This window comes from Alcaligenes sp. SDU_A2, from assembly GCF_038237375.1.
Classification (GTDB): domain Bacteria; phylum Pseudomonadota; class Gammaproteobacteria; order Burkholderiales; family Burkholderiaceae_B; genus Alcaligenes.
Genome location: NZ_CP151273.1, coordinates 2,951,925 through 2,966,437, shown reverse-complemented (window position 1 = coordinate 2,966,437; position 14,513 = coordinate 2,951,925). Strand labels below are relative to the sequence as shown.

The following is a 14,513-nucleotide window of genomic DNA, read 5'->3' as shown; positions in this document are numbered from 1 at the left end:
TAAGGACGGGATGACTACAATCTGGATTCCTCTCTGGTTGTCACTCAAGGTCGCCGGTTGGGCGACCTTGTTTGCTTGTGTGCTGGGCATTGCGGTAGCGTATGGGCTGTCGCGGTGGGAGTCGCGCTGGTGTGATCTGATCGACTCCATCCTGACCTTGCCCATGGTGTTGCCGCCCACCGTCATCGGCTATTATCTGCTGGTGCTGTTCGGGCGGCGCAGCCCGTTCGGACAGTGGCTGTCGCAGTTCGGCATCGAGCTGGTCTTTACCTGGCAAGGCGCGGTCATCGCCGCGACGGTCGTGGCCTTTCCCATGATTCTGAAAGCGGCGCGCGCGGCTTTTGAAGATGTGGATGTCCGGCTGGAAAGCGCCGCGCATGTGCTGGGCTTAACGCCTATGGCAGTCTTTTTTCGTGTCAGTCTGCCTTTGGCGGCGCGTGGCATTCTTGCGGGCATTCTATTGGCTTTTGCGCGTGCTCTGGGCGAATTCGGGGCAACCTTGATGATCGCAGGCAGCATACCGGGTCGGACCCAGACCATGTCCATCGCCATCTACGAGGCCGTGCAGGCCGGCGAGGACAGTCAGGCGCTGGTGCTGGTGGCTGTTATTTCGATAACCTGTGTGCTGGTGCTGTGGAGCGCCAGCGCCTTGTCGCCGCGACATGTGCGACGCCGGCGGAGTGTGCAATGAGCCTGACCTTGTCCATACAGCGCACCGTGCAGTCCCAGGCGCGTCAGTTCACGCTGGATATCGATATACAGACCGATGTTCGGCATATTGCCCTGTATGGCCCGTCGGGATCGGGCAAGTCCCTGACCGTGCAAAGTGTCGCTGGTCTGCTCAAGCCCGATCATGGGCGCATCAGCATTAATGGCCGGGTCTATTTTGATTCGCAGCAGGGCGTGGATCTGAAACCGCGTCAGCGGCGTGTTGCGTATCTTTTCCAGGATTACGGCCTGTTTCCGCATCTGACGGCGGCCCAGAATATCTGTTTTGGACTTAACACCGGTTGGTTTAACCGGCGTGTGCAGGATTTACCTGCGCCGGCACAGCGCTGGGCGCGGGCCTTCGAGCTCGAGCCGGTGCTCGATAGCTACCCGTCAGAATTGTCGGGCGGGCAAAAGCAGCGCTGCGCACTGGCGCGGGCGCTGGCTGTGGAACCCGAGATCTTGCTGCTGGACGAGCCTTTGGCCGCGCTGGATCAGGACTTGCGCATCCGTTTGCGGGCCGAACTGGCCCAGTTGCAAAGGCAGCTCGATATTCCCACCATCCTGATCACTCACGATCCGGAAGATGCCCGCGTGCTGGCGCAAGAGGTCTATCGCATCCGCGATGGACGTATTGTGGATTGCTGCCCCGCTGACGAGCTGGACCCATCGCACCAGTTGGATCTTATACCGTTGCAATCATGACGCTGGACGCTTTGAACAAGGCGTAGGCTTGCTGGCCGACTTCCAGCTGCAGGCGTTGCGTGCTGTCCAGGGTAATGGTCGCCGTCAGCGCCAGGCCTTGCGGCAGCTCCAGCCGTACTTCGGCATTGACCGCGCCGGGGATCACTTGCGTAATGGTGCCGGGCAACTGATTGCGGGCCGACAGGCTGGTGCGTGTGTCCGTGGTGCCGATCATGATGGACGAAGCTTTTAGAAAGGCCAGTACTTTCTGCCCTTCGCGTATGCCCAGGTTCTCGGTGCTTTCGCGTGTGATGGATGCCACCACGCTTTGTCCCTGGCCGATGTCCAGATGGATTTCGTCGTTGACGGCACCGGTCTTGACGGCGGTGACGATGCCGGGGAGTTGGTTGCGGGCGGAGGTTTGCAGCATCATGGTTTGGAGTAGCTCCATTTGGGTGGCTGCTGTGGGCATCAAGCGCCCGATACGCGCCATGAAGCGTTGGTGCAGCCGGTCGTAGGTCTGGTAAAGATCCAGCAGTTCTTGTGCTTTGGGCGTGAGCGTAGCGCCGCCGCCGCGATGGCCGCCGGTGCTGCGCAGCACCAGGGGTTCGCCGGCCATGTTGTTCATGATGTCGATGGCGTCCCAGGCAGCCTTGTAGCTGATGTCTATGCTGCGTGCGGCGGCCGAGATCGAGCCGTGCTCACCAATGGCTGCCAGCAGCGTCATGCGCCGTGCGCTGCCCCAGGTATGTTCGCCGGTGCGCAGCGACAGGCTGCTGGTGAATTCGGCTTGAGTTTCGTTTTTGCTGGACATAGGCCTCAGTGTAAGGTCGTAGGGCAAAGAGCAACAAGACGAATGCGATGGGTGACGGCTGAACCTGAACCGCCGGTCAGTCTGTTACCCGCTGTGTGTTTTTATGTCGAGAATAATATTACCTGATCGGTTACGGGTGGCAATGCCTAAAAGCTCTGGGGGAGTAGGTGGCGTGCTCTAATAACATCGGTGACCTTGCAAAGCAGGTAGAAAGCAGGCGGCGGAATCAGTTGTTTTTTTGGTGGAAAATCTGGTCTGGTATTTTTCTATTGAAATCAATGGTTTGTTTTTAGAGTGTTCCCCGCGTAAGCGGGGATGAACCGGTAAAAAAGATACGTCCACAATTGCTGGTAACGTGTTCCCCGCGTAAGCGGGGATGAACCGGATGTTGTTGTAGACCCGCGTTTGGCTGATGCGTGTTCCCCGCGTAAGCGGGGATGAACCGGGTCTGGCCAAATAGGTCATATTGGTTAGCGGGTGTTCCCCGCGTAAGCGGGGATGAACCGCAGGTCAATTGGTTTAACCCGGTGCTTTTGCGGTGTTCCCCGCGTAAGCGGGGATGAACCGGAATTTACCTTTGCTGAGGGCAGCCGCCACTTGTGTTCCCCGCGTAAGCGGGGATGAACCGCAATTTCTCGACTTTGTAGGTGCTGAGCAAAAGTGTTCCCCGCGTAAGCGGGGATGAACCGGGGATACCGCCTACCCGTTCCAGTTTGAGATCGTGTTCCCCGCGTAAGCGGGGATGAACCGCTGCATCATGACTCCACCATTGCCAGGGAAGAGTGTTCCCCGCGTAAGCGGGGATGAACCGGGCTTGGACGAGATGCGCAAGAACCTGGCGAAGTGTTCCCCGCGTAAGCGGGGATGAACCGTTTGCGCAACGGAAGCCGACCCGCCAGTATGGGTGTTCCCCGCGTAAGCGGGGATGAACCGGGTACCATTTCGGACATACGGCGCAGGCGTTCGTGTTCCCCGCGTAAGCGGGGATGAACCGTGGGCGACTACGAAATACCTGACGCCGACCCTGTGTTCCCCGCGTAAGCGGGGATGAACCGGGGGTGGAGCCATGAGCGGATTTTCTTACGTGGTGTTCCCCGCGTAAGCGGGGATGAACCAGGCGCGGCGTCATCTGCTTGAACCAGGTATTGGTGTTCCCCGCGTAAGCGGGGATGAACCGATTTCCGCTTCGCGCTGTGTGAGCGGTTCGGCGTGTTCCCCGCGTAAGCGGGGATGAACCGCTACCACATCGCGTACACGCCTAGTACATACCGTGTTCCCCGCGTAAGCGGGGATGAACCGTGTGCCCAGGTCGGGTTTACCGTGATGGAAATGTGTTCCCCGCGTAAGCGGGGATGAACCGCGCATAGTGGTGGCCGTAGATGTGCCAGAGGGGTGTTCCCCGCGTAAGCGGGGATGAACCGCTGACGCGCTCACAAGATCAGCTAGCCAAGTTGTGTTCCCCGCGTAAGCGGGGATGAACCGGGAATACCGCCACGGCCTTGACCAAAGTCTACGGTGTTCCCCGCGTAAGCGGGGATGAACCGGGAATACCGCCACGGCCTTGACCAAAGTCTACGGTGTTCCCCGCGTAAGCGGGGATGAACCAGGTCCAAGACTTTTCCTTGAGCGCCCGAGATAGGTGTTCCCCGCGTAAGCGGGGATGAACCGAAATGTTTATCCGCCAGGGTTACTATGGCGGTGTGTTCCCCGCGTAAGCGGGGATGAACCGTCACCCACGGCCATACCGGCCTGATCAGCAAAGTGTTCCCCGCGTAAGCGGGGATGAACCGGCGTTGGGTGTGGCCCTGCTTGGCATGCTCACGTGTTCCCCGCGTAAGCGGGGATGAACCGAGATAGAGTCGGTCTTGAGTAGCCCCGCCTTGGTGTTCCCCGCGTAAGCGGGGATGAACCGCGACTGCGCGTTGTCGGCAGCCCCTCGTTTGTGTGTTCCCCGCGTAAGCGGGGATGAACCGAATCAGAAAAGGGTTCGGGGATTCCTTCGTATTGCTTGAGCCGTTTAGGCCAAGCAGAGAGAACCTCGGGTTCTCGCCATGCCCGCCTTAGCAGGTCAGCTTGGCTGGGTCCTTCGCCCGCGCTGTGCGCGGGTTCCCTGGTCTGGATACCGGGGCGGGCGGGGCGTGAACTCGCAGGGTGATTCGTCCAGTGGACGAATCACACGCGTCCTGCTCGAACAACACGCCCCTTGTCTCCCGCCCCGGCATCCCGCCTGCGGCGAAGGCCCTGACTCGCCCGCTGACCTGCTAAGGCGGGCATGGCGAGAACGGCACCGCTGTGCTTGGCCCAAATGGCGGAGCGTCCGTGTACACCGTACAAGGTAACAGTCATCCGCTGATTTCCCGTTTGGCATGAAGGCGTATAGCCGGGGCGATGTCGTCGGAGTTTTGAGCCGGTCAAGGCGCAGTACGCTTGGACGGGGCGGGTCGGATGGCTTGCCGCAGGCGGGGCGCGGGGACGGGGTGCAAGCGTCGTTCTGTTCGACGGCGGCTTGCTTGTCCGGTGGACAAGCAAGCCGCCGGAGTTAACGACGCGCCCGGCCATGTGGCCCGACCAGGGCACCGGCGCGCAGCGCCGGCAAGCCATCAGCCCTGTTCGAGCGAGCTGCGCCTTGAATGGTGCCTTCAAAAAGCCAGCTCCTCATCGAATTAGTAAAAATTGATTCCCGGAATGCTTCGAAGAACCCAGAAAAGGGCCTGCTACGAGAAGAACAAGTGTTCCCCGCGTCAGCGGGGATGAACCGAAATACAGGTCACCCGACACGTTGCAGAGCAGGTGTTCCCCGCGTAAGCGGGGCTGGACTGATCCTGTCATTCTGCCTCGGGTTAAGATCGGGTCTTTCCCCATCGCGGGGTGTGGACTGGGTTGCGTGACGATGATCTTGATGTGTATTTCCCGTGCGAACGAGAGGGTGAGTCGATATGGATGACATCCCTGCTATTTCTCTGGCGCAGTTGCAGGACCTGGATAGCACCAGCACTGTAGTGCTGACCGTGAACAATCGCTATGCGCGTCGGCTGCTGGGGAGTTTGTCGGCTCGGCTGGCGCAGCAGGGCGGCACGGTGGCGGTGCCCGAGATTTTGCCGCTGGGAGCCTGGCTGGCCCAGGCCAGTGATCAGTTGTGCTTTTCCGAGCAATGGCAGCCTGCCGCGCACCATATGGACAAGTTCGCGTCCTTGCAGCGCTGGGAACACAGTATTGAACAGTGCGAACCGGATGGCTATTTTCTGGATATAGCCCAGGCCGCGCGTTTTGCCTGCGAAGCCGACAGCTTGCTGGACGAGTGGGACATACAGCTTGACCCTTCGGAAACGAGTGCGGATTACGAGCGTTTTTTGCAGTGGCGAAGCCACTATCAGAGTGGTTTGCAGCAAGGCGATCTGGACGATGCCAATCGTGCCGCCGGGAGGGTGGTGGCGGCGGTGCAGGCCGGTGTTTTACACCTGCGGCACACCCATCTGATTTTGCATGGCTTTCATGAACTATCACCACGCTTGCAGCGTCTGTTGGATGGCTTGCGGGCAATGGGCCTGTCGATTCAGCGACTGGATCAAGCCGATCCGCAGGCGACGCAGGTCCAGCGTGTTCAGGCGCAGGATGCCGATACCGAGTGGCGGCTGGCTATTCAATGGGCGCGCCGTCAGTTGGATCAAAACCCGCAGGCCCGCGTGGCGATTGTGGCTGCGCAGTTGGAAACCCAACTGCCCTTGGTTCACAGGCTGTTGCGGCAGGCCATGCAGACCGAGCAGGGGGTGTTGCCTTATAACGTGGCGGCAGCCCGATCCTTGGCGCAATGGCCGTTGATCGAAGGCGCGCTGGCCTGGCTCAAAGCCGTATTTACTTTGACGGCAAGTGGCAAGGCCGAGCCTGCTCTGCTTGGTCAGGCCCTGCGCTTGGGGGCCTGTCAGGCGGATCAGGCCGAGGCGGGTGGTCGGGCGCAAATCGACAAGGCCTGGCGCGACAATCGCATGACGGTGGTGCGCCGTAATGAATTCGAGGACATGCTCAGCCGTTATGCGCCACATTTGGCACAAAGTTGGGCAACGGCGATGGCGACGATGGCGGGTGTTCCCAGTGGGGCGCAGAGCGTGGATGTTTGGGCCAGCGTGATGCGTCAGTGCTTGCAGGCGCTGGGTTTCCCTGGCAGCGCCAGCTTGGACAGCGCGCAGTACCAGACGCTGGAAGCGTTGGAGCAATTGCTGTTGCGTTTTGCGCAGCAAGCGCCGGTGCTGGGCCGCATCAGTGCCATGCGCGCCCAGTCGGCCCTGGCGCGCATGGCGCGCGAAAGCCTGTTTCAGCCGCAGCGCGATCCGCGCGCGCGTCTGGATGTGCTGGGTTTTCTGGAGGCCGAGGGAGGCCGCTGGGATGCCGTCTGGGTGTTGGGGCTGACCGACGAGATTTTGCCTGCTGCGGTCAAGCCTAATCCCTTGATTCCTGCCCATGTGCTGCGCCGCGCCCAGGCACCGCGTTCAACGCCGGAGCGTGAACTGGAGTGGGCGCGTTGGATGATGGCAGCCTTGCTGCGCTGCGCGGATCAAGTCTGGCTTAGCGCCCCCTTGCAGGCAGGCGAGCAGGTGTTGCGACCCAGTCCGCTGATTGCGTCCTGGCCCTTGCAGCCGCTAGATTGGCTGGCACCGTCTGTGCCGGCGGCGGCGCTGGAAACCTTGAGTGATGAACAAGGCCCTGCATTGCAGGCCCAGGAGCGTATACGCGGGGGCATCAGCGTGCTCGACACGCAGGCACGCAGTCCGCTCTGGGCCTTTGTGAAGTTTCGTCTGCACGGACAGGCCTTGCCGGATTATGCGCGTCTGGGCGATATGAATACACGCGGGCTGTTTCTGCACCGCGCCGTCGAGCTGTTCTGGCGTACCGTGCAGGACCAGGAGGCCCTGCACGAGCACATGGCTCTGGGGACGCTGGACAGTGTTTTGCACAACAGTGTCGAACAGGCGGCGCAAGAAGAGCTGGCCGAGTACGGGGAGGTGTTGCGTGGGCTGGAGATGGAACGCGGCTTGCTGGTACTGGCCGACTATGCGCGGCTGGAAGCCCAGCGACCTCCTTTTGCTTTGCAGGCGACAGAAGAAGAACTTAACTGGAGCCGGGGTTTGCTGCGCTTGAGCCTGCGACTGGATCGTCTGGACAGCCTGGCCGGCCAAGAACGCATGCTCTTGGATTACAAAACCGGCATAGGCGAACTACGGCCTGAAAAAGACTGGTTGCGCAGTCGGCCGGTCAATCTGCAATTGCCTTTTTATGCAGCGGCCCTGCAAGAGCAGGGGCAGCAGGTCAGCGCTCTGGCCTTTGTGCGCTTGCATGCCCGGCAAGTAGCATATAGCGGCCTGGCCGCGCCGGGCACAGATATAGAAGGGATGATCGAATTGGACACCGAACAGCAGTGGCAGGCGCAGTTGTCGGCCTGGAAGCAGGCGGTACAGGAATTAGCCGATGAATTTGTGCAGGGACGGGCAGGCAATCGTATCTGGAATCGTAACGATCTGCAGTATTGCGATGTGCAGCCGTTCTTGCGCCTATTCCAACAAGAAGCCGGCCCCGATGGAGGGAGTGTGTGATGTCCATGTTGCCCAGCGATAGTAGTGCCCGCAGTCGGGCGCTGGACCCGGATCACTCGTTTCTGGTGCAGGCGCCGGCCGGTTCGGGCAAGACTGAATTGCTGACCGACCGGATATTGGGTTTGTTGGCTCGGGTAGATCGGCCCGAAGAAATTGTGGCCATTACCTTCACACGTAAGGCGGCGGCGGAAATGCATGCCCGTGTGTTGGAAAAACTGGCGGCGGCCGACCAGCCTTGTCCTGCAGAGTCGTACCGGGTGCGCAGTTGGGAACTGGCCAGTCAGGCCATGCGCCGCAACCGCGAACAGAAATGGGATCTGCTGGCCTATCCTGCCCGCCTGAGCATACGCACCATCGATTCGCTGTGCGCGCATCTGGTGCGGGCCATGCCTTGGGTCACTGGCTTGGGCGGCGTACCGGCCATTGCAGATAACGCGCAGGAGCACTACGAGGCCGCTGCCTGGGCCACACTGGAAATGGCGGAAAACACGCCCAGCGTCGCCCGCTTTCTGGAGCATATGGATGTCAACCTGGCCCAGGCCCAGGGGCTGCTGGCCTCCATGCTGGCCAGTCGCGATCAGTGGCTGCCGGCCTTGGGCGCGGGCGCAGATGTGACCTTGCTGCAAGACAGTCTGCGCGAGGTAGTGGAACAGCAGCTTGAGCAGTTGCGTGCCAGTTTGCCGCCGGGCTGGGCATCGACCTTGGCTCCGTTGGCGCGCTTTGCGGCTGCCAATCTGGGTGAAGGCGAGATGATGGCGCTAGCCGATTGGGGCGGCGAGCCGCTGACCCCGACAATGGACGAGTTGCCGCGCTGGCGCGGCTTGGCCGCTTTGCTGTTGACCAATGACGGCAGCGTGCGCAAAAGCCTGACGGTGCGCAATGGCTTTCCGCCCAAGACGATTCAGAAAGAGACGCTGGCCGATTGGCTGGGTGGTTTTATGGGTACCGAGGCGTGGGTCTCTCGCCTGGATAGTGCCCGTCAATTGCCCCAGCAGTATTCAGAACAGCAGCAGGAGGTTCTGGCCAATTTGATCCAGGTCTTGTGGTTGGCGGCTGCCCAGCTCAAGCTGCGTTTTGCGGAAAAGTCCGAAGTGGATTTTACCGAGATCGCGCAGCGGGCGCTGGAGGCTTTGGGCAATGCCCAGGAGCCGGGGGAGTTGTTGCTGCGCATGGACCGCTCCATACGGCATTTGCTGGTGGACGAATTTCAGGACACCAGCCAGTCGCAGGTGCAGTTGCTGGAACGCTTGACCAGCGGTTGGGAGCCGGGTGATGGCCGCAGTCTGTTCCTGGTGGGCGATCCGATGCAGTCCATCTATCGTTTCCGCAAGGCAGAAGTTGGTTTGTTTCTGCGTGTCTGGCAAGAAAAATGCTTGGGCGATGTGGAGCTGGAACCGCTTGCCCTGAGCAATAACTTTCGTTCTCATCCGCAGCTGGTCGAGTGGGTCAATCGGGTGGGGGCGCAGTTGTTTCCGCGCCAGTCCGATCCCGAGCTGGGCATGGTCACGTACGAACGCTCGACGGCGTTTAAGCCTGACGAACCGGGTGCCATGGTGAGTTTTCACCCCTCTTGGCATTTTCGCCTGGGACGCGGCGAGGATGGTGCAGCGGCGGAGCAGGCGGCGCAAGATGTCGCCGTTGAACAGGCCGTGCGCTGTGCCGGGCAAGCCTTGCAGCGTCATGCCGACAGCGCGCATCCGGTGGCCATTTTGGTGCGTGCGCGAGCGCACTTGAATGGCTTGGTGCGTAAATTGGGCGAGCAGGGCATACCGTGCCGTGCGGTGGAGCTGGAACCGTTGCAGCAGCGACCCGTGGTGGCCGATCTGGTGCAACTGGTGCGCGCCTTGGCACACCCGGCCGACCGCCTGGCGTGGTTGTCTTTGTTGCGTTCGCCCCTGATAGGGCTGCGGCTGGACAGTCTGTATCGCCTGTGCGCCTTGCAGCCACGGCAATCCATGCCCGATTTGCTGCGCGGCTGCGATGTGGCCGATTGGGAGCCGGACGAGGCCGAGCGCCTGCTGTTTGCCCGGCAAACCTTGCTGGATGTGGGTAATCGCAGCGGACTGATGCCGTTTGCCGCCTGGGTACAGCAGTGCTGGGCGCGACTGGGCGGCGAACACGTCTACCCGCTGGCCGCGGATCAGGCCGATGCCGAGCAGGTGCTGCGTCTGCTGGAGGAGCTCTGCCCCTATGGGCCGCCCGATCAGCAGCAGTTTCAGGCGCGTGTGGAATCCTTGTATGCCACCCCCCAAGGCTCGGGCAAAGCGGTAGAGGTCATGACGATCCACAAGTCCAAGGGCCTGGAGTTTGAAACCGTCATCTTGTTTGGATTGCACAAGCAGTCGGCTAACGATACCGAGCCGCTGATCCGGCTGGAGCATAGTGCCGAACGGCTGATTCTGGGGCCGATTACCCACAAGGCCAGTGAACAGCGCGATCCCGTTTCGCTCTTTCTGGCCGCTCGCGAGAAGATTCGGGCAGAGCAGGAAAGCCATCGCCTGCTGTATGTGGCCCTGACCCGGGCCCGGCAGGAATTGCACTTGTTTGCCGAACTGAGCGTGACCCAGGACAAGGGACTGCGCGATCCCGATGGGCGCTCTTTGCTTAGCCGTCTTTGGGCGGTCATCGATCCGCCTGCGGCACCGGCCTGGCAGGCTGTGCAGCAAGCGGCTGGGCAGGATGCGGTTCAGTTGATCGGACCGCCGCTGGTGCGCGTGGCCAGCGTGCCCACGCTGCCCGCACCCATATCGACACAGGTAGCAGCGGCGCAGCAGTCCTGGGAGTGGTCCTTGGACACGACGCACGAAACGGCGATTGGCACGGTTGCACATGCCTGGCTGGAAAAACTGGGGCGCGAAGGCGTGCAGACCTGGTCGCCGGAGCGGCTGAGCGATAGCCGGCCGGTCATGCGCCGTCAGTTGCAGCGCGCCGGCGTGCCCGCACCGTATCTGGATGAGGCCGGTCAAGCCTTGTTCGAGGCGGTCAGCGCGACATTGCGCACCGATCGCGGCCGCTGGCTGCTCAGCGCCGCGCGTGCGCAGCGGGAATGGTCGCTGCTCGATGTCAATGGTCGGGTGTCCATTATTGATCTGGCCATCTCCCAGGAGGATCACTGGCTGGTGGTCGACTACAAGACCAGTACGCCAGGCGCGACCGAAAACCTGGAGGTATTTGCGGAGCGCATGCGTCAGCGTTATGCGCCGCAATTGGAGCGTTATTGCGCGCAGGTCTCGGCGTTGGATGGGCGGCCAGCTCGCGGGGCGCTTTATTTTCCGCGCGTGGATCTGTGGGTGCCTTATTAGTGTTACACTCCTGGGTGGCGGGCCCCTCCGCATGGTTCGGCGGTGAATCTGGTCAGGTCGGGAACGAAGCAGCCACAGCCGTGCAGAATCAGTGCCGGAGTCAGGCTCGCCACCTCATCTATCTGCCGGGATCAGTGCGCCCGGTCTGTCTGCTCCTTTCGGGCACCGAATCCGGTACACTTTTCCTTTTGCTTATCTGTGTCGATGGCTTTGGCCGTCCGGAATTCGCATGACCTATCTTGTTCTGGCCCGCAAATGGCGCCCTCGCTCCTTCGATACCCTGATTGGTCAGGATCACGTGGTGCGCGCTTTGACGCATGCTTTGTCTACGCAGCGCCTGCATCATGCCTGGCTGTTTACGGGTACGCGCGGCGTGGGCAAGACGACCCTGTCGCGGATTCTGGCCAAGTCGCTTAACTGTGAAACCGGCATCACGGCCACCCCCTGCGGAGCGTGCCGTGCCTGTACCGAAATCGACGCTGGCCGCTTCGTGGATTATGTAGAGCTGGACGCCGCGTCCAATCGCGGCGTCGAAGAGATGACGCAGTTGCTTGAACAGGCGGTGTATGCGCCCAGTTCGGGGCGCTACAAGGTCTACATGATAGACGAAGTTCACATGCTGACCGGCCATGCTTTCAATGCCATGCTCAAGACGCTGGAAGAGCCGCCGGCGCACGTCAAGTTCATTTTGGCAACGACGGACCCGCAGAAGATTCCGGTCACCGTTTTGTCACGCTGTTTGCAGTTCAACCTCAAGCAGATGACAGTGCCGGCCATCGTGGAGCATTTGCAGGACATCCTGGCGCAGGAAGGCATGCAGTTCGAGGTGCCGGCGCTGCGCCTGCTGGCGCAGGCCGCTGCCGGGTCCATGCGCGATGCCCTGTCTCTGACCGATCAGGCCATTGCCTATAGTGCCGGCGACTTGAGCGCGCAGGCCGTGCAGGCCATGCTGGGCACCATTGATCAGCGCCATCTGGCGCAGTTGTTGCAGGCGTTGGTGGCATACGATGCCAAGGCTGTTCTGGCGGTGGCCGACGATCTGGCGCTGCGTGGCTTGTCCTACGCGGGGGCATTGGCCGATCTGGCTACCTTGCTGTCGCGCATTGCTATCGAGCAGCGCATTGCGGGTACCATTTCCGACGACGATCCCTTGGCGGAACCAGTACGTCAATTGGCTCCGACCTTGTCGCCGGATCATGTCCAATTGTTCTATTCGGTCGCCGTTCACAGCCGTCAGGAATTGACGCTGGCACCGGACGAATACGCCGGCTTCGTCATGGCTTGTTTGCGCATGCTGGCCTTACTGCCCGAGCCGGTCCCGGCCCAACCCGTACCGCCAACAGGATCGGGAAGCGCACAGGCTCAGCCTGTGCAGGCTGTCTCTAGGCCTGAACCGGCACAATCGACTGCGCCTGCCGCCCCAGTCGCTGATGCCGTCTCTGCGGCTCCGGCTCCGCCGACCGCAGCGAAGGCCCAGGTGGTCGCTGCCGTTCCAGCTTCTGCGCCGGCCTCGGAGGCATCAGACGCTGTTCAGACGCTTGCTTCAGACACGCGTGGCACGGACGAACGCTCGCCGGTGGCGGACAATTTTGTTCCAGCCTGGGAGGACGCGCCGTCAAGCAGTGCGCCGATGCCGGAGCCAGCGGCCTCAGCCCCCTTATCTGAGCAGACCGCTTCGCCGCCAAGTGCCCCTGGCGTAATCGCGACAGAAGTTGTTGCGGAACCGACCGCGACTCTTGCCCCGGTGTCGGAGCTAGCCTCCCAGGTGCCCGCCGAATCGGTTTCTGTGGCCGATGACGGCCCGCAGGAGCCCGCCTGGTTGTCCGAGGGCATGGACGAGGAGTTCGAGAACTACCAGCCTGCCGGCATGGATGCGGCGTCGGGAGGCGAGGACGATGGCGATGTACCGCCATTGCCGGCCTCGGGCAATTTCATGCCAGATGGCGAACTGGGGCTGCCGATTGTCGAGTCTGCTGCGGCACATGGCCGCGATGCTGGTAAAGCAGTGCGCTTGGGCGGCATGACCGCCGACAAGTGGCCCACGATCGCCGCCGCATTGCCGCTGAGCGGCTGGGCAGCGGAACTGGCCCGTCAGAGCGAATGGGTCAGTGTGCAGGGTCAGGAAATTCATCTGCGCGCCAAGATCAAGGCGGTGGACGGTAGCCAGGGCAAGGCCCGGCTGCGTACCGTGCTCACTGAATACTTCGGCCAGTCTGTGCAACTGGCTATCGAATACGGCGATACCGGCGATGCCACGGCGCATGCTGTGGAGCAGGCCAAGCTGGCCGAGCGGCAGCGGCAGGCGGAAGAGCGTGTCGCCCAAGATCCTTTTGTCTTGACCCTGATCCGGGAGTTTGGCGCCAGCGTCAAAGAAGGATCGGTCAAGGCGACTCCCTTGGTCCGGGTTGCCTGAGCGACCCGTGTTCAACTTATTTTTTCAGGAAATGACACCATGATGAAAGGTCAGATTGCCGGCTTGATGCGTCAGGCGCAGCAAATGCAGGAAAACATGAAGAAGGCGCAGGAAGCCCTGGCCGATATCGAAGTCGAAGGCGTGTCGGGTGGCGGTCTGGTCAAGGTCATCATGAATTGCCGTCACGATGTGCGCCGCGTCTCTATCGACCCCAGCCTGCTGGAAGACGACAAAGATATGCTGGAAGATTTGATCGCCGCCGCATTCAACGATGCCCAGCGCAAGGTCGAAACGACCTCGCAGGAAAAAATGGCTGGCGTGACCGCAGGCTTGCCTTTACCTCCCGGCATGAAATTTCCTTTCTGATGAACGAGCCGCAGATTGCCGAACCCGAGCCGCTTCGGGTTCTGATCCAGGCGCTGCGCCGCTTGCCGGGTGTGGGTGAGCGCAGCGCCCGGCGTATGGCCTATCACTTGTTGCAGCACGATCTGGTGGGGGCGGATCAGCTTAGCCGCGCGTTGGAGCAAGCCACCCAGACTTTGCGCCATTGCCGACGCTGCAATGGTTTTACGGTGTTGGAAATCTGCGAAACCTGTTCCAATCCGCGTCGTGATCCGGCCTTGCTGTGCGTGGTGGAAACGCCCGCCGATCAGAACATGATCGAGGCTACCCACGGCTATCGTGGCCTGTACTACGTGCTGATGGGGCGTTTGACGCCGTTGGAGGGCATAGGGCCCGATGCCCTGCAATTTGATCGCTTGCTGGAGCGGGCTGGCGACGGTTTGGTGCAGGAAGTGATTCTGGCCACCAACTTTACGGCCGAAGGGGAAACCACGGCCCATCATCTGGCTGAAATGTTAGGTAGCCAGGGTTTGAAAGTAACCCGTTTGGCGCGCGGCGTGCCGGCCGGCAGCGAATTGGAATATGTGGACCCCGGTACGATTGCCTGGGCCTTGATGGAGCGACGCGCCACGTAGCGCCCGGTATGCGCTGTTGTCTATGACAGC

General features: G+C 61.4%; 8 protein-coding genes, 1 other RNA gene and 1 CRISPR repeat array. Of the genes, 8 read left to right on the top strand and 1 reads right to left on the bottom strand.

The window, feature by feature from the left end; translation table 11 throughout:
- Positions 1–10 precede the first annotated feature (10 nt).
- Both modB and AADW57_RS13735 read left to right on the top strand, forming a co-directional pair.
- A complete protein-coding gene (gene modB, locus AADW57_RS13740) occupies positions 11–691 on the top strand; it encodes a molybdate ABC transporter permease subunit (protein WP_341667456.1) in 681 nt (226 codons plus the stop codon).
- Positions 688–1,413, top strand: a complete 726-nt coding sequence (locus tag AADW57_RS13735) for a sulfate/molybdate ABC transporter ATP-binding protein (protein ID WP_341667455.1) — start codon at positions 688–690, stop codon at positions 1,411–1,413. The genes modB and AADW57_RS13735 overlap by 4 nt, the downstream gene beginning before the upstream one ends.
- Here AADW57_RS13735 and AADW57_RS13730 read toward each other — a convergent pair.
- A complete protein-coding gene (locus AADW57_RS13730) occupies positions 1,394–2,206 on the bottom strand; it encodes a TOBE domain-containing protein (RefSeq protein ID WP_341667454.1) in 813 nt (270 codons plus the stop codon). The genes AADW57_RS13735 and AADW57_RS13730 overlap by 20 nt on opposite strands.
- Positions 2,207–2,500: 294 nt before the next feature.
- A CRISPR array of direct repeats spans positions 2,501–4,179; the repeat unit is 29 nt; unit sequence GTGTTCCCCGCGTAAGCGGGGATGAACCG.
- A 963-nt stretch (positions 4,180–5,142) separates the two neighbouring features.
- Here AADW57_RS13730 and AADW57_RS13725 point away from each other — a divergent pair.
- From AADW57_RS13725 to recR, 6 genes are all read left to right on the top strand, one after another.
- Complete coding sequence (locus AADW57_RS13725) at positions 5,143–7,791, top strand: PD-(D/E)XK nuclease family protein (protein WP_341667453.1); 2,649 nt, start codon at positions 5,143–5,145, stop codon at positions 7,789–7,791.
- Positions 7,791–11,093, top strand: a complete 3,303-nt coding sequence (locus AADW57_RS13720) for a UvrD-helicase domain-containing protein (RefSeq protein WP_341667452.1) — start codon at positions 7,791–7,793, stop codon at positions 11,091–11,093. The genes AADW57_RS13725 and AADW57_RS13720 overlap by 1 nt, the downstream gene beginning before the upstream one ends.
- 16 nt (positions 11,094–11,109) lie before the next feature.
- Positions 11,110–11,207, top strand: an RNA gene (ffs, locus tag AADW57_RS13715) — signal recognition particle sRNA small type.
- Between the two features lie 115 nt (positions 11,208–11,322).
- A complete protein-coding gene (locus AADW57_RS13710; protein ID WP_341667451.1) occupies positions 11,323–13,506 on the top strand; it encodes a DNA polymerase III subunit gamma/tau in 2,184 nt (727 codons plus the stop codon).
- 39 nt (positions 13,507–13,545) lie between these two features.
- Positions 13,546–13,872: a YbaB/EbfC family nucleoid-associated protein gene (locus tag AADW57_RS13705; protein WP_341667450.1), complete on the top strand. Its 327-nt coding sequence runs from the start codon at positions 13,546–13,548 to the stop codon at positions 13,870–13,872.
- Positions 13,872–14,483, top strand: a complete 612-nt coding sequence (gene recR, locus AADW57_RS13700) for a recombination mediator RecR (RefSeq protein WP_341667449.1) — start codon at positions 13,872–13,874, stop codon at positions 14,481–14,483. The genes AADW57_RS13705 and recR overlap by 1 nt, the downstream gene beginning before the upstream one ends.
- Positions 14,484–14,513 lie beyond the last annotated feature (30 nt).